The 15,036-nt window shown below is 28.7% G+C and carries 17 protein-coding genes; 13 read left to right on the top strand and 4 right to left on the bottom strand.

Annotated features, from left to right (window positions below; all coding sequences use genetic code 11):
• Positions 1-15 precede the first annotated feature (15 nt).
• The 3 genes from LXN10_RS13285 to LXN10_RS13295 all read left to right on the top strand — a co-directional run bounded on the left by LXN10_RS13285 (position 16) and on the right by LXN10_RS13295 (position 2,661).
• Positions 16-1,122, top strand: coding sequence for an FtsW/RodA/SpoVE family cell cycle protein (locus LXN10_RS13285; protein ID WP_375723470.1), 1,107 nt, complete (start codon positions 16-18; stop codon positions 1,120-1,122).
• The gene (speB, locus tag LXN10_RS13290) at positions 1,122-1,973 is read left to right on the top strand and encodes an agmatinase (RefSeq protein WP_375723471.1); all 852 of its coding nucleotides are present in this window, start codon (positions 1,122-1,124) and stop codon (positions 1,971-1,973) included. Before LXN10_RS13285 ends, speB begins: the two co-directional genes overlap by 1 nt.
• A gap of 142 nt (positions 1,974-2,115) precedes the next feature.
• Complete coding sequence (locus LXN10_RS13295; RefSeq protein ID WP_375723472.1) at positions 2,116-2,661, top strand: hypothetical protein; 546 nt, start codon at positions 2,116-2,118, stop codon at positions 2,659-2,661.
• Positions 2,662-2,688: 27 nt separating this feature from the next.
• Here LXN10_RS13295 and LXN10_RS13300 read toward each other — a convergent pair whose 3' ends face one another.
• Together LXN10_RS13300 and LXN10_RS13305 are read right to left on the bottom strand one after the other, a co-directional pair.
• A complete protein-coding gene (locus tag LXN10_RS13300; RefSeq protein WP_375723473.1) occupies positions 2,689-3,609 on the bottom strand; it encodes a methylenetetrahydrofolate reductase in 921 nt (306 codons plus the stop codon).
• Between the two features lie 48 nt (positions 3,610-3,657).
• Positions 3,658-4,464 (bottom strand): energy transducer TonB, encoded by an 807-nt coding sequence (locus tag LXN10_RS13305; RefSeq protein ID WP_375723474.1) that lies wholly within the window; start codon positions 4,462-4,464, stop codon positions 3,658-3,660.
• 57 nt (positions 4,465-4,521) lie between these two features.
• Between LXN10_RS13305 and hemL the strand changes: the two genes are divergently transcribed.
• From hemL to LXN10_RS13325, 4 genes are read left to right on the top strand one after another with little or no spacing between them, the layout of a single operon-like run.
• Complete coding sequence (gene hemL, locus LXN10_RS13310; protein WP_375723475.1) at positions 4,522-5,802, top strand: glutamate-1-semialdehyde 2,1-aminomutase; 1,281 nt, start codon at positions 4,522-4,524, stop codon at positions 5,800-5,802.
• A gap of 9 nt (positions 5,803-5,811) precedes the next feature.
• A complete protein-coding gene (locus tag LXN10_RS13315) occupies positions 5,812-6,126 on the top strand; it encodes a pyrimidine/purine nucleoside phosphorylase (RefSeq protein WP_375723476.1) in 315 nt (104 codons plus the stop codon).
• A gap of 8 nt (positions 6,127-6,134) precedes the next feature.
• A complete protein-coding gene (locus tag LXN10_RS13320) occupies positions 6,135-6,446 on the top strand; it encodes an AtpZ/AtpI family protein (protein WP_375723477.1) in 312 nt (103 codons plus the stop codon).
• The gene (locus tag LXN10_RS13325) at positions 6,412-6,966 is read left to right on the top strand and encodes a hypothetical protein (protein WP_375723478.1); all 555 of its coding nucleotides are present in this window, start codon (positions 6,412-6,414) and stop codon (positions 6,964-6,966) included. Before LXN10_RS13320 ends, LXN10_RS13325 begins: the two co-directional genes overlap by 35 nt.
• Here LXN10_RS13325 and LXN10_RS13330 read toward each other — a convergent pair.
• Both LXN10_RS13330 and rpoD read right to left on the bottom strand, forming a co-directional pair.
• Entirely contained in the window at positions 6,953-7,648 is a 696-nt protein-coding gene (locus tag LXN10_RS13330) for a hypothetical protein (protein ID WP_375723479.1), read from the bottom strand. The two genes, LXN10_RS13325 and LXN10_RS13330, sit on opposite strands and share 14 nt — an antisense overlap.
• 6 nt (positions 7,649-7,654) lie before the next feature.
• On the bottom strand, positions 7,655-9,535 hold the full coding sequence (gene rpoD, locus LXN10_RS13335; RefSeq protein WP_375723480.1) for an RNA polymerase sigma factor RpoD: 1,881 nt from the start codon (positions 9,533-9,535) through the stop codon (positions 7,655-7,657).
• 204 nt (positions 9,536-9,739) lie between these two features.
• Between rpoD and LXN10_RS13340 the strand changes: the two genes are divergently transcribed.
• From LXN10_RS13340 to LXN10_RS13365, 6 genes are all read left to right on the top strand, one after another.
• Positions 9,740-10,240 carry a 3-isopropylmalate dehydratase small subunit gene (locus tag LXN10_RS13340; protein ID WP_375723481.1) on the top strand — a complete coding sequence of 167 codons (501 nt, stop codon included), beginning with the start codon at positions 9,740-9,742 and terminating at the stop codon, positions 10,238-10,240.
• A gap of 2 nt (positions 10,241-10,242) precedes the next feature.
• Positions 10,243-11,310 carry a 3-isopropylmalate dehydrogenase gene (gene leuB, locus LXN10_RS13345; RefSeq protein WP_375723482.1) on the top strand — a complete coding sequence of 356 codons (1,068 nt, stop codon included), beginning with the start codon at positions 10,243-10,245 and terminating at the stop codon, positions 11,308-11,310.
• A gap of 70 nt (positions 11,311-11,380) precedes the next feature.
• On the top strand, positions 11,381-12,310 hold the full coding sequence (locus tag LXN10_RS13350) for an exopolyphosphatase (protein ID WP_375723483.1): 930 nt from the start codon (positions 11,381-11,383) through the stop codon (positions 12,308-12,310).
• Positions 12,311-12,447: 137 nt separating this feature from the next.
• Entirely contained in the window at positions 12,448-13,203 is a 756-nt protein-coding gene (locus LXN10_RS13355) for an amino acid ABC transporter ATP-binding protein (RefSeq protein ID WP_375723484.1), read from the top strand.
• The gene (locus LXN10_RS13360; RefSeq protein ID WP_375723485.1) at positions 13,204-13,869 is read left to right on the top strand and encodes an amino acid ABC transporter permease; all 666 of its coding nucleotides are present in this window, start codon (positions 13,204-13,206) and stop codon (positions 13,867-13,869) included.
• Between the two features lie 299 nt (positions 13,870-14,168).
• A complete protein-coding gene (locus LXN10_RS13365) occupies positions 14,169-14,966 on the top strand; it encodes a transporter substrate-binding domain-containing protein (protein ID WP_375723486.1) in 798 nt (265 codons plus the stop codon).
• Positions 14,967-15,036: the final 70 nt, after the last annotated feature.

The raw sequence follows: 15,036 nt of genomic DNA on the forward strand, positions 1-15,036 counted from the left end.
TGATACTCTTTCATTATGAGATTTATTGACAAAAGAATTATTTCGCAATTTGATTATCCCTTGATTGCTTTTATTATACCATTAATAGCATTATCTTACCAATTAGTTAGTGAAATAAATGAAAACTTAGCACAAAGACAGCTTGGATATTATGCACTTTCTATATTTTTATTCTTTGGTGTATTTATTTTACCCCTAAGAAGGAACTTACGAATTATCCCATTTCTTTATTGGCTTGGAGTTGGTCTATTATTATGTGTTAACTTATTTGGTATATCAAAGCTTGGTGCTCAAAGATGGATTGAGATACCTTTTATTGATATGACAATTCAACCCTCAGAATTAATAAAACCTATATTTTTATTGATGATTGGTTATTTAGTTAAAAATAGACCACCACCAATAGGTGGATACGATTTAAAAGACTTTTTATACTTTTCAATCTATATTCTAATTCCCTTTGTTTCAATAGCAAAAGAGCCAGATTTAGGTACTGCTTTGATACTTTTATTAGTAGGGTATGGAGTATTATTTATTATTGGAGTTAATTGGAGAATATGGGCCACAATAATTGTGGTTTTAGGTATTGCTTCTCCTTTTATTTATAATAATATGATAAAAGATTATCAAAAGCAAAGAATAAAAGACTTTATATCAGAAGAGCCTAGTTACCATGTCCAACAATCAATTATAGCAATTGGGTCAGGTGGACTTACTGGTAAATCATCAGAAGATGCAACCCAAGCACAATTAAAGTTTTTACCAATTGCAACTAGTGATTTTATATTTGCATACTTAGTAGAAAGACATGGATATATTGGTGCAATTTTACTTATACTGATTTATATTTTGCTTGTATTACATCTATTATCCATGAATTATTATTTTTCAGATGATTATGTAATTCGTTGTTTTGCCTCCGGTATTGCTTTATTAGTGTTTTTAGATATGAGTGTAAATATTTTTATGGTTATTGGTTTTGCACCTGTTGTAGGGCTACCATTGCCTTTAGTTTCTTATGGTGGTAGTTCTTTTATTAATTTTATTGTAATATTCGCAATTTTAGAAAACCTATTAGCATTTAGGTTTATGGATTTATATAATTTTGAAAGGAAACTTTAATGGAAGCACAAAACAGTAGTTTTATTGGCTTTGAAAATGATTACAAAGAGTCAAAAGCAGTTTTATTTGGAGCACCATTTGATGGAACTACTTCGTTTAAACCAGGAGCTAGGTTTGCTCCTCCTGCGATGAGACAAGACTCTTGGGCAATAGAGAGTTATAGCCCATATTTTGATAGTGATTTAGAAGATTTAAAACTATTTGATTATGGGGATTTAGAATTACCATTTGGGGATAAAAAAAATGCACTAAGAATGATTCAAGAACATGTTCAAGAAATAATTGATGCAAATAAAATTCCAATAATGATTGGTGGAGAACATTTAGTATCACTGGCTCCTGTAAAAGCTTTAAGTAAAAAGTATGATGACTTACATATTATACATTTTGATGCACATACAGATTTAAGAGAAGATTATCTGGGTGAAGCTTTAAGTCATGCAACAGTTATTAGAAGAATTTATGACCAAGTAGGCGATGGAAAGGTAAATCAATTTTGTATTCGTTCTGGATTAAAAGAGGAATTTGAATGGGCAAAAAAACACACTCACTTAGAAAAATTTACTTACAATACTTTGCCTTCTTGTGTAAAAAGATTAAAAGATAAACCTGTATATATTACTATTGATTTAGATGTTTTAGACCCTTCAGTGATGCCAGGAACTGGAACACCAGAACCAGGTGGAATAGATTTTCATGATATGATGAATATAATAAAAGAGTTAAGTAAACTTAACAATGTAGTTGGGATGGATGTTGTTGAATTAAGTCCCAAATATGATGCAAGTGGAATATCTACAGCCGTTGCATGTAAAACACTTAGAGAATTAGTTTTAGCTACAGTTAAATAACTGTAGCCAAACTCTAAAATCCTAATTTATTCATTAATTACTTAAAAATAATTTTTTTATAACTATAAATTTGCTATTATTCTGCTAAATGATTGATAAAGTAATTTAGCAATTTATTTTTGAATTAAACTAAAGGTAAAAAATGAATAAAACATTGGTTTTAGGTAGTTTACTTGCACTTTCTACATCTGTTATGGCAATGGATGTTGATTATTTTGTTGGAGCTGGCGCTGAAAGAGGAAATCTAAAAGCAAATGCATCTGTTCCTGGTACAAAAGTTGATGGTGATTTTAAAGATACTGGATATAGCTTAAAAATAGGTGCTATTTTAAATAAAGCACATAGACTTTCTTTATCTTATACAGGATACAGTGATGATGGAATGGATTTAGATTTAACAAAGTTCAATTATGATTATATAATACCACTTGAAAATAAATTTAGTTTTTTAGTTGGAGCTCATTTAGGTAATGCAAAGTTTGAGGATTCAGATGCTAAATTAAATGGATTTATATATGGTGCACAAACTGGAATCTTGTATGATATAACTTCTAATATTCAACTTGAAACTTCAATTGCATATACTAAGTATAATATTGACAAAACTATTAATTATTCTGGTACTGATATAAACATTGAATTAGAACACTCTACAGCGTTCTACTTAGGATTTAACTATAAATTTTAATTTTAAAGAAGAGGAAATTTCCTCTTCTTAATTTTCTTCCATTATTTTTTTTACTTCATGAAGCAGTTTTATTGAAGCTTCAATCTCTTCTTTTCTGATTGCTACACTTTCAACATTACAACCAATTGGAATGCCTCTATCTTTTCCAAATGTATAAAGTTCTCTAAATATATCAATACAAAGTTTCATAGAATCATGTAAAATATCTCCAGAAGATTTTAAATCTTCTTCTAAATAGTTTGGAATACTAATACCAAGCCATTTCATAAAATCAAGTGTTTTAGCACTTCCACAAGGTGTTAGTGTAAATATGATTGGTACAACTTCTTTTTCATTGTCTTTTGCATATTTTGCATAATCAGTTAAAAATATTTTTGACGCTTCAAGGTTATATACACATTGGGTTATGAAATATTCACAAGAGTTATCAATTTTTGAAAATACTCTTAAGTGTTCATCTTGTTTTACCATGTGTCGTTCTGGAATTGCAATTCCACCCATACATAGATTATCATTAACTTCTTTTTTAAGTCTATAGGCTTCTTTTAGTGTCATTGGCTTTTTTTGTTCTCTTGAAGCAGCTCCTACAAATACTGAGTGAACTTGATTCTCTTTTGTAAGTTCTAACCAAATAGGGAAAGTCTTTTCATCATAGTTTCCTACAGCTCTATAAACAACTCTTGGAATAACTAAGTCATTTAAATATGTTCTTGAATATTCACAAGGGTCTAATGTCTTAATAAAAGGAAAAGGTCTTTTTTCATCTGTTCTATCTGATTCATCTTGGATATCATAAAGAACTAAGCCATCAATTGGAAGTTTTGAAATCCTTTCAATATGCTTTTGTGCTATTGCTTGTATTTCTTCTTCTGTGTGTTTAATTTTTGGTGGAGTAATACCATATAATAGTATTCCACTCTCTTTATTTCGTATTTTATCAGTTAACATAATTCTCTTTTAAATAAATAATTTTTGCATATTCTACAAAGTTTTTTATTAATAAAGCCTATAAGTTACATAGATTCTTATTTTAGTTGGCTCTTTTGGTCTTGGATAGTCTTTGTAAGCTATTTCTATAGTTTCAATTGTATTTTCATCTAAAGTTTCATAACCAGAAGAACTTGTAATCATAGGTTTTGTTATATCTCCATTTGGATATAAAGTAAATTCAATAATATTCATACCACTTTGTCTTGTTCTAACTGCGATGTCAGGATATCTTAAATATTTTTCAGTTATTTTACCTATATTTTTTAGGTTTTTTTGTAAGAAAACCTTTTGAACTTTTGTAAAGGAATTGTATTCTTCTCCATATAGTTTTATATAACTTTGGGTGAGCTCATCCAACATCTTTACATCTTGAACAGGTGTTGATAAAAAATCCTCTAAAGTATCTTTTTGAAGCTTCGTAGGATTTAATTTTGTATAGTTTGGATTAATTTCCGTTTTTTGAATTGGTTTTGGGCTTGTTTTTTTTACTTCTTCTTTTTTTACTTCTCTTTTTTTTGCAACTTTTATATCACTTTTTTTAACTTTTTTATAAATAGGTTTTTCTTTTACAAGCTTTTTAATAGGTTCTTTTTTTTCAACTTTTTCTTTAGTGTTTTCTTTTTTAGGTTCAGCAATTTTTGGTTCTACTTTTTTTGCTACAGATTTTAAAACTACATACTTAATATCTGATTTTTTTGGATTTTTAGTACTTGATGGATTATCTTTAATCTCATCATCTTTTATCTTATATGTTTTGAAAATTAACAGATGTAAAAAGATTGATAAAATTAATGCAGGAATAATGTACTTCATAATTGTATTGTAGTATAATATTGCTTTTAATTTAAAATAAAATATTTAGGAATGTACATGTTTGAAAAATCAATAAATGCTTATGAAGATGCAAAAAAAGTAATCCCTGGTGGAGTTGATTCTCCCGTTCGTGCTTTTAATAGTGTAGGTGGAACTCCTCCGTTTATAGCAAGAGGTGAGGGCGCTTATTTAATTGATATTGATGGTAATAAGTATTTAGATTTTATTCAAAGTTGGGGACCACTTATTTTTGGACACTGTGATAAAGATATTGAAGAAGCAGTTATAAGAACTGTAATGGATGGTTTATCATTTGGAGCTCCAAGTGTTTTAGAAACAGAACTTGCTCGTGAAATAGTTGAGATGTATGATAATCTTGATAAAGTTAGATTTGTGAGTAGCGGAACTGAAGCTACTATGAGTGCCATTAGATTAGCAAGAGGTGTTACTGGTAAAAATGACATCTTAAAATTTGAAGGTTGTTATCATGGTCATTCTGATTCACTTTTAGTACAAGCTGGATCTGGTATGGCAACATTTGGAACACCAAGTTCTCCTGGAGTTCCTGCTGATTTAACTAAGCATACACTTTTATGTGAATATAACAATATTGAAAATCTTAAAAAGTGTTTTGAACAAAGCTCGGATATAGCTTGTATAATCATTGAACCAATTGCTGGAAATATGGGTTTTATTCCAGCAGATATTGAGTTTTTAAAAGCTTGTAGAGAGCTTTGTGATGAAAATAATACTTTACTTATTTATGATGAAGTTATGACAGGATTTAGAACTAGTTTAAAAGGAACTAGTGGAATAGTAGAACCTCAAGCTGATATTATTACTTTTGGAAAAGTAATAGGTGCTGGTATGCCAGTAGGTGCTTTTGCATCTAGTAAAGAAATTATGGCACACTTAAGTCCAGATGGTGCAGTTTATCAAGCAGGAACTTTAAGTGGAAATCCAGTTGCAATGGCAGCAGGTCTTACAAGTTTAAGAAAGCTAAAAGCCAATCCAGCTATTTATGATGAATTAAATGCAAAAGCAGTTAGATTAACAAGTGGTTTAAAAGAAGTAGCCAATAAGTATAATATTCCATTTCAAGTAAATACAAGAGGAAGTATGTTTGGATTTTTCTTTTGTGATATAGATCCTAAAAACTTCAAAGAAGTAGGAACTTGTGATTTTGATAGATTTGCAGCTTTTCACCATGGTATGATTAAAAGAGGTTTCTATTTTGCTTGTAGTCAATACGAAGCAGGATTTATATCAACTGTTATGACAAATGATGATATTGATGCTTGTATAAAAGCAGCAGATGAAATTATGAAAGATATGTAAGGATATAAAATGGATATTTTTAAAAGTGTTGATTTAGTAAAAAAAGCAAACATTTATTTTGATGGAAATGTTACAAGTAGAAGTTTTGTAGATAGTGATGGTGAACGAAAATCATTGGGTATAATGATGCCAGGAACTTATAATTTTGGAACAGCAGCAGCTGAAATTATTGAAATAGTAAGTGGTGAATGTGAAGTTAAATTAAACGGTTCAGATGAGTGGAAAACATATACAAATGATACAACTTTTAAAGTTCCAGCAAATTCTAATTTTGATATTAAAGTTAAAACTGTAACTGATTATTGTTGTTCATATATTAAATAAGGAAGATTATGGAAGATAATACAAATAGCAATAAACCAAAACACGAATCAAAATTAATGGCATTGGATAATTTATCTTTAGGTATTTCAATGGTTGTTGCTGTATTTATTGGTTTTGCTATTGGATATGGTTTAAAACAATGGACAGGTTATACTTGGACTTTATGGCTAGGATTATGTTTAGGAATTGCAGCAGCTATTTTAAATGTATATAAGGCATATAAAAGAGCTCAAAAAGAGTATGAGGGAATGGAAAATGACCCAAGATATTCTTATAGAGCAAAACATGGAGATAGAAATTACAGCGACGATGATAATTAAAAAATTTGCTAAACTATTTTTTGTAATAGATTTTATAGTAATTCTTTTTTGTGTTTTATCAAATAACTATATTTGGCTTTTTAATACACAAGTTGCTTTTATATCTTCTATGTTTATCTCTCTTGCAACATTTCTTTCATATAAAAGAAATGTTAGCAAGAGATTAGAAAATGTAGATTATGATGCCCAGCTTTCAAATGATAGGGATGAAATTGATAAAATTGATGATCCTTATGATTTATATGATGAAGAAGAGATAAATCAACAAAAAGAGTTCACAGCATTTGAGATTAAAAATATAATCAAAGAAGAGAAATCAAAAGTAAAACAAAATACATTTAAAAATACAATTTATAGCAGTACAAGCTTCATATCAATATATAGAATCTTAGGATATGTTGTGCTAATATTTGGTTTTTTTCTTTTAAATAATAATGGGATATTTCATGTGGTTTCATATCTAGCAGGACTTTTTATCGTCCCACTAGCAATGCTTTGTTCTAAGTTTATTTTAAAATAAGAGGCAAGTCTATGATTGCTTTTTCTTTTTCTAAAGTCAAAATCATAGAACTTCTATTTTTATCGTGTTTTATTGCATCCATATTATAATGCTCATAATTATCAGCATAAATCTCTATTGTAACTAAAGAGTGTTTCCTCTCATCAAGTTTTATATACTCACCCGTTTTTAACTTCACAGAAGTATTTAATATCTTACAATTATTATCAAAGGCATCATAAATACTATTTAATAGTTTTAGAAAGTCAGATGCAACCATTAAAAACTCAGGAATCGAAGGATCATAATTTTTTATAAACTTTATCTCTGATTTTGTTTTTCTAGTAGATATGGTTAAGTCAACTAGAGTAAAAATATTTGTTTTAGAAGTATTTTTTGGAGCATATTTTTTATCTTGTTTTACACTTGTACTTTTGTACAATTTCATATGAATTTCATCGTCATTTTCATAAGTCACTGAAATCGCATAGAAAATATAGTTATAAAATGTTAGATTTATATATGATGTCTCAAAGCCATAGTTTGCAGGGGCGTATTTTAGTGCTAAATCATAAAGTTGCTCTTTTTTTACTCTATTGAGTAAAAATTGAGCTTCTTGATTTGTATGTATTATTTTACCTTGAGAAGAGAAAGATAAAATAGGATTTAAGTCTTGCTCTACCCAATTGTCATTGATAGTCATTAATTATTAGCTTTCTACATAATTCTTAAGATTTTTTCCAACTTTTGGATGTTTTAATTTCTTAATTGCACTTGATTCAATTTGTCTTACTCTTTCTCTTGTAACGCTTAACTCTTTTCCAATCTCTTCAAGAGTTCTATCACTTGCATCATCCATAAGTCCAAATCTCATTCTAACAACTGCTTGTTCTCTTTCATTTAGTTGAGCTAATATTTGATCAATTTGATTTTGTAAATCTTCTTTCATAATATTATCAACTGGTGTTGGAGCTTTATCATCAGGTACAAAATCTCCAAATTTACCATCTTCATCAGACCCAATTGGAGCTTCTAAAGATACAGGTTCTTTTGTAATTTTAATAACTTGTTTTACTTTATCAACAGGAAGTCCAACTTCTTTTGCGATTTCATCCACATTTGGCTCTTTCCCATTTTCTTGAATACCTTTTCTAATGATTTTATTGATTCTATTTATAGTCTCAATCATATGAATTGGAATTCTAATAGTTCTAGCTTGGTCAGCAATTGCTCTTGAAATTGCTTGTCTAATCCACCATGTTGCATAAGTAGAGAATTTATAACCTTTTTTATACTCAAACTTATCAACAGCTTTCATAAGACCTATGTTTCCTTCTTGAATTAAGTCTAAGAAAGGCAAACCTCTATTTGTGTATCTTTTTGCAATAGAAACAACAAGTCTAAGGTTTGATTTAGCCATTCTAGTTTTTGCTTCATCTGTGATTTTTTTACCACGCTTGATTTGCTCTAAAACATCTACTAACTCTTCAGGTAATAAATCAAATCCACCCTTAGATGCTTCAGCAGTTTGGAAAAGCTTTTTGATTTCCATATAAGTAGAAACCATAGTTGCTTCTGGAACCATTGAAGTGATTTGGATTTTAGATAAATTAATAATATTTTCTAAAAGTTTTTCATGGTTTTTCTTTAGTGTATCATTAAAAAGTGGTAATTTATACTCTAATCTTTTTAATTCAGAATCAAAACCTGTATCTGATTTAAGTGCAGTTTCCATAGCTTTTACAATCTCTGTAATAAGTTTAGAAGTTGGCCCTAAATCAATTAATGCTTGTTTTAATACTTGTTTTTTAAATGCAGTAGATAAATTAAATGTAATAACATCAAGTTCATCATCTGATTTTGCTGTTTCTTTTGATTGGAATTTTATCCAATCTTTTTTTGCTTTTTCTAATATCTTAAATGCAGCAATAATAGTCTCAGCTCTTTTATCTAGTTTCTTTTGTTTTTTTCCACTAGTTTCTTCTTCTGTTTCTTCAACTTCTTCTGCATCATCGCTTGAAGAATCTTCTGTATCATCATCATCTGAATCGTTATCATTATCTTCATCATCAAAGTTTCTGAAAAGCTCTTTAACTTTTCTTTCTCTATTTACTAGAGGTTCTTTATACTCTAATATAAAGTCAACTAAGTATGGGACAAAACAAATGGCATCAAGAATTATATCTTCTCCCATCTCAATTTTTTTAGAGATTTCTATTTCTTCTTCTTTTGTAAGTAATGGAATTTGTCCCATTTCTCTTAAGTACATTCTAACAGGAGAATCAGATCTTGACCACTCCAAAAGTTCTTTGTTTTTTAGTAAGTCATAAACACTATCCTCACCACCATCAATCATTTTATTTCGTTGGTCTTCTCGTTTTTTAGCTTCAACAGCATTCATAACTTTTGCTTGCTCTTGAGATGTCATCATGTTTACATTATATAATTGCATTAAAGCGATTAATTTTTTGATATTTTGACTTGAGGGAGCTTTAGGAAAAAGTTTAATAACTTTTTCAAAAGTTAATGTAGAATCTTTATACTCTTTTGCTAATTTTTCAATTTCTTTATTTAAATCTTTTGCACTCATGTTTTTTGTACGTTCCTTGCTTGAAAGATAAGTCAGATATTATATCCAAAATTGCTAAAATAACTATTAATTTTTGATGTTTAATCTATTATTTCTAAATTTTTAGATAAAATTCGACTTTGTAAGAAGATAAAAATTATTAAAAGAAAAATAAAGTTTGACTATTATATGTCATTTATTTTTTAATTTTGAAGGACTAAAAATATGAGTAAAATTACTGGTAAAGTATGGAATTTTGGGGCAAATATTGATACTGATATTATAATTGCAGCTAGATATTTAAATAGCTCAGATCCAGAGCATTTAGCTAAATATATTATGGAAGATGCTGATCCAGAATTTCCAAAAAAGTTACAAAAAGGTGACATTATTGTTGCTGGCGAGAATTTTGGGTGTGGAAGTTCAAGAGAACATGCTCCTATTGCTTTAAAAGCTGCTGGAGTGGCTGCAGTTGTTGCTCCATCTTTTGCTAGAATTTTTTATAGAAATGCATTTAATATGGGATTACCAATTTTTGAATTACCTGAATCTTTGGAGATAAAAGAGGGTGAAGAGATTTCAATTGATTTAAATAATGGTGAAATTACTAACAATACACAAAATAAAACATATAAATTTACAGCTATACCTCCTTTTATGCAAGAGTTAATTGCAACAGGTGGATTAATCAATTATGCAAAAGCTGAAATGAGCAAGGATAAATAATTATGAAGACATATAATATTTCAGTAATAAAAGGTGATGGAATTGGACCTGAAATAGTTGATGAAGCTATAAAAGTTTTAGATGCTGTTTCTTATAATTGTGGTTTTTCTTTAGAGTACAAAGAGTATTTAATGGGTGGAATTGCTATTGATATGACAGGTGTTCCTCTTCCTGAAGAGACAGTTCAAGGTGTTCTAAATTCTGATGCTTGTCTATTTGGTGCAATTGGTGGAGAAAAATGGGATACATTGCCAAGAGAGCTTAGACCTGAAACTGGACTTTTAAAATTCAGAGAAGCAATGGGCGTATATGCAAACCTAAGACCTGCTATTATTTATGATGAACTTGTAAATGCATCAACTTTAAAACCTGAAGTTATTGAAGGTGTTGATATTATGGTTGTACGAGAGTTAATTGGTGGTATTTATTTTGGACAACCAAGAGCAAATGATGGTTTCAAAGCATATAATACTATGGTTTATACTAAACCAGAAATTGAAAGAATAGGTAAAACTGCATTTGAATTAGCTATGAAAAGAGATAAAAGATTATGCTCAGTAGATAAAGCGAATGTTCTTGAAGTTTCTCAATTATGGAGAGATACTATGGAAGAGATTGCTAAAGATTATCCAGAAGTTAAATTATCTCATATGTATGTTGATAATGCAGCTATGCAATTAGTAAGAAATCCTAAACAATTTGATGTAATAGTAACTGGAAATATCTTTGGAGATATTTTATCAGATACTGCTTCTATGGTAGTAGGTTCTATTGGATTATTGCCAAGTGCTAGTACTGGAGATAAAACAGCTATTTATGAACCAATTCATGGTTCTGCTCCTGATATTGCAGGACAAGGAATTGCAAATCCAATTGCAACAATTGAAAGTGCTGGGATGATGCTAAGATACTCTTTTGGAGAAACAGAAGCAGCTGATTTAATTGATGGTGCTATTAAAAAAGCATTAAAAGATGGATTCAGAACAAAAGATTTAGCAGCATATGATGCTAAAGAAGTGGTTACTACATCTGAAATGGGTGATATAATTGCAAATAATTTAAGAAAATAGTAACTAAAATATTTCTTATTTATAATTAAAATGTTAGAATTGAAAAAATAATTTTTTAAAGGTATCTTTAATGGGTGAAAAAAAATATAGATTGATTACAAGAAGTGATATGGATGGATTAGTGTGTGGTACGCTACTTACATATCTTGATTTGATTGATGATATTTTGTTTGTTCATCCTAAAGATATGCAAGATGGACTTATTGAAGTAACATCTAATGACATAACTACAAACTTACCTTATGTTGAAGGCGTGCATTTAGCTTTCGATCATCACTTTAGTGAAACTCTTAGAAATGAAAAAAAAGATAACCACATAATCAATCCCGATGCTCCTAGTGCTGCACAAGTTGTATATGATTATTATGGTGGAGATGAAGTATATCCTATGAGATTTGTTGGTATGATGAATGGTGCTAATAAGGCTGATAGTGCTGATTTTACTATGGAAGATATTTTAGAACCACGAGCTTGGGCATTATTAAGTTTTATTATGGACTCAAGAACAGGTCTTGGTAGATTTAAAGATTTTGAAGTTTCAAATAAACAATTAATGAGAAACCTAATAGATTATTGTGCAAAACATAATATTGATGAAATATTAGAAATAGAAGAGGTAAAACAAAGAGTTGACCTTTACTTCAAATATGAAAAAGAGTTTCATGAACAATTGAAAAAGTGTACAAAAATATATGGTAATGTTGCAGTTATTGACTATAAAGATGAAGAAATAATTTATCCAGGAAATAGATTTTTAGTATATGCAATGTTTCCAGAAGTAAATGTTTCTATTCATGTTAGTTATACCTTTGACAGAAACAAATTGGTTTTTTCAACTGGTAAATCAATTATAAATAAAACATCAAAAACAAATATTGGTGAACTTATGCTTAAATATGGTGGCGGTGGTCACAAAGCAGCTGGTGGTTGCCAGATCTTACTTGAAGATGCACAAAGAGTGCTTGAAGAATTAATTAAACAAATAAACCTTGATAATTAAAAAGTTAAAGTATTAATTTACTTTAAATCTTCAATCTTTCCTTTTTCTAGTTTCCTTTACTCTTATTTCTATTTTTTAGCTGATTAAAAATAAATAAATAATGTATTATCTATCCATATTAAAACAAATGAGGCAAAATGATTAATGTAAAACATTTAAATATGAACTTTGGAGAAAAACAAGTTTTAAAAGATATAAATATCGAAATAAAAAAAGGTGAAGTTGTTGCTTTAATTGGTCCTTCTGGCTCAGGAAAATCAACATTACTTCGTTGTCTTAACTTTCTTGTTAATCCCACAAGTGGTGAAATATCAATTGATGATATTAAAGTAGATGTAGAAAAAGTATCAAAAAAAGATATTTTTAAATTGCGTCAAAAAACAGCTATGGTTTTTCAAAATTATAATTTACTTAAAAATATGACAGCAATAGAAAATATAATGGAACCTATGGTAACTGTTCAAAAAATACCTAAAAATAAAGCTGAAGATGTTGCTTTGGATTTACTTAAAAAAGTAGGACTTTTTGATAATAAAAACTCCTACCCAAGTGAGTTATCAGGAGGGCAACAGCAAAGAGTTGGTATAGCAAGAGCTATGGCTGTTAATAGCAATGTTATTTTATTTGATGAGCCAACATCATCATTAGATCCGGAGTTAGTAGGTGATGTATTAGAAGTAATAAAAACTCTTGCAATAAAAACTCAAAAAACAATGTTGATTGTTACCCATGAAATGAAATTTGCAAAAGAAGTAGCAGATAAAATAGTGTTTTTAGAAAATGGTTCTATCTCCACTATTGGAACATCTTATGAGATATTTGTCGAGTGCAAAAATAAAAGAGTTTCTAATTTTGTTAATAAAATGACTGAAAATACTTTGGAGATAAAATAAATGAATTTTGATTTTGTATGGTTTTTTAATCTTTTCCCTATTGTTCTTCCTGCCTTGAAATTAACGATTTCAATTGCATTGATTTCATTGTTTTTGACTTTATGTTTATCAATTGTTATTGCAATAATAAGGTATTATAAAGTAAAAGGTTTATATCACATCTTTGGACTATATATTACATTTTTTAGAGCAACACCTCTTGTTGCACAACTGTTTATTTTGTATTTTGGTCTTCCTAGTATTTTTCCCTTTTTAGAATCAATGAGCGCTTATGAAGCCACAATTATAGCACTTACATTAAATACATCTTCTTTTATGGCAGAAGACTTAAGAGGTGCTTTAGAATCAATTGATAATGGACAAAATGAAGCATGCTATTCAATGGGTATGACAAAGTTTCAGACAATGAAGCGTGTTATTTTACCACAAGCTTTTATTTTTGCACTTCCTTCAATAGGGAATAGGTTTATTGGTATTATAAAAGGTACTGCTCTTGGTTTTACAGTAGGACTTGCAGATATTATGGCAAAATCAAAAATAGAAGCTGCTCTTAGCTTGCGTTTTTTTGAAGCATATTTATGTGTTACACTTATATATTTAGTTTTAGTTATTATAGTAGAAAGAACTCTAAAATATATAGAAAAAAGAGTAGAAAAAGTTTATTAAATAATTTTATAAAATTCAGTTTTTTAGGTACTTAATTAAAATTTTATTAATTATAATAACTTTTATTAGTATATAAGCTAAGTTTAATTATTATTTTAGCCTTTAAACCATGATAAGTTAAGGTTAACACTTAATTTATTGTTGCAATCTTTAAAATAGATTGAAAAAGAGTTTAAAAACTCTGTTAATAGATTCGTCATGTTCAGTTGAACACTTCTAGTTATCATAATCAAAATTCTCTTAATCATAAATTTTAAGTGCAAAATATTAAAGATTTTACAAATTTTAAAAGGAAAAAAATGAAAAAATTATTCAAACTATTAGTTGCTGGAATTTTTATTCCGCTTATGAGTCTAAAGGCAAGTGAAAGTCCTACAAATATAGTAGTAGCTTCTGGTTCAACATCGATTCCAAATTCTTACATAATTCATGGTAAACACACAGGCCATGAAGTAGATATTTGGAATGAAATTTCTAAAAAAACAGGATTAAAAGTTAAGTTTATTACAGGTGAATTTAATACACTATTTGGTTATCTTGACTCAAAAAAAGCTGATACTGTAGGAAATACAATTACAGTAAATAAAAGAAGATTAGAAAAATATGATTTTTCAGAACCTTATGCTTATATTCCAGAAAAATTAGTTGTTCATAAAGATAGAACAGATATTAAAAAACTTAAAGATATTGAAGGTATGACTTGTGGTTTCTCAGCTGGTTCTAATGGTGGAAATTTATTTGAACAAATTGCAAAGAAACAAGGTATTAAAATAAATATGGTATCTTATGATAGTAGTGAACTATTAAATGAAGCATTTAGAAGAGGGAAAGTTGATGTTATGATTTTTTCAGGTGCTGAAGTTGCGTATAAAATCAAAATTGGTTTTATAAAAGCAAGAATGGTTGAGGAAAATATTGCAGTTGGTGCAAAAGCATATCCATTTGTTAAAAATAATGAGCGATCTAAAGAATTAAGAATTATTGTTTCAAAAGCTATTAAACAGATGAAAAAAGATGGATCATTAGCTAAAATCTATGAAAAATGGTATGGAATGGATTTTGGTCATAAACCAGAAAATATGGCAATTGCAAAATAAATTATCATAAAAATTAAAAAGAGGATATATCATGTTAGAAAGTGTGATATATCTTCATTAAATAAATAAA

The sequence above is a fragment of the Arcobacter iocasae genome (assembly GCF_042214795.1).
GTDB lineage: Bacteria > Campylobacterota > Campylobacteria > Campylobacterales > Arcobacteraceae > Arcobacter > Arcobacter iocasae.

What these genes read in the sequence shown, in the direction of transcription:
- LXN10_RS13295 (WP_375723472.1), top strand. Translation starts at nt 2,116, where the DNA reads ATGAATAAAACATTGGTTTTAGGTAGTTTACTTGCACTTTCTACATCT.
- LXN10_RS13300 (WP_375723473.1), bottom strand. Translation starts at nt 3,609, where the DNA reads ATGTTAACTGATAAAATACGAAATAAAGAGAGTGGAATACTATTATAT.
- LXN10_RS13365 (WP_375723486.1), top strand. Translation starts at nt 14,169, where the DNA reads ATGAAAAAATTATTCAAACTATTAGTTGCTGGAATTTTTATTCCGCTT.
- LXN10_RS13285 (WP_375723470.1), top strand. Translation starts at nt 16, where the DNA reads ATGAGATTTATTGACAAAAGAATTATTTCGCAATTTGATTATCCCTTG.
- LXN10_RS13355 (WP_375723484.1), top strand. Translation starts at nt 12,448, where the DNA reads ATGATTAATGTAAAACATTTAAATATGAACTTTGGAGAAAAACAAGTT.
- LXN10_RS13305 (WP_375723474.1), bottom strand. Translation starts at nt 4,464, where the DNA reads ATGAAGTACATTATTCCTGCATTAATTTTATCAATCTTTTTACATCTG.
- LXN10_RS13330 (WP_375723479.1), bottom strand. Translation starts at nt 7,648, where the DNA reads ATGACTATCAATGACAATTGGGTAGAGCAAGACTTAAATCCTATTTTA.
- LXN10_RS13325 (WP_375723478.1), top strand. Translation starts at nt 6,412, where the DNA reads ATGGAGATAGAAATTACAGCGACGATGATAATTAAAAAATTTGCTAAA.
- hemL (WP_375723475.1), top strand. Translation starts at nt 4,522, where the DNA reads ATGTTTGAAAAATCAATAAATGCTTATGAAGATGCAAAAAAAGTAATC.
- speB (WP_375723471.1), top strand. Translation starts at nt 1,122, where the DNA reads ATGGAAGCACAAAACAGTAGTTTTATTGGCTTTGAAAATGATTACAAA.
- LXN10_RS13350 (WP_375723483.1), top strand. Translation starts at nt 11,381, where the DNA reads ATGGGTGAAAAAAAATATAGATTGATTACAAGAAGTGATATGGATGGA.
- LXN10_RS13360 (WP_375723485.1), top strand. Translation starts at nt 13,204, where the DNA reads ATGAATTTTGATTTTGTATGGTTTTTTAATCTTTTCCCTATTGTTCTT.
- LXN10_RS13320 (WP_375723477.1), top strand. Translation starts at nt 6,135, where the DNA reads ATGGAAGATAATACAAATAGCAATAAACCAAAACACGAATCAAAATTA.
- leuB (WP_375723482.1), top strand. Translation starts at nt 10,243, where the DNA reads ATGAAGACATATAATATTTCAGTAATAAAAGGTGATGGAATTGGACCT.
- rpoD (WP_375723480.1), bottom strand. Translation starts at nt 9,535, where the DNA reads ATGAGTGCAAAAGATTTAAATAAAGAAATTGAAAAATTAGCAAAAGAG.
- LXN10_RS13315 (WP_375723476.1), top strand. Translation starts at nt 5,812, where the DNA reads ATGGATATTTTTAAAAGTGTTGATTTAGTAAAAAAAGCAAACATTTAT.
- LXN10_RS13340 (WP_375723481.1), top strand. Translation starts at nt 9,740, where the DNA reads ATGAGTAAAATTACTGGTAAAGTATGGAATTTTGGGGCAAATATTGAT.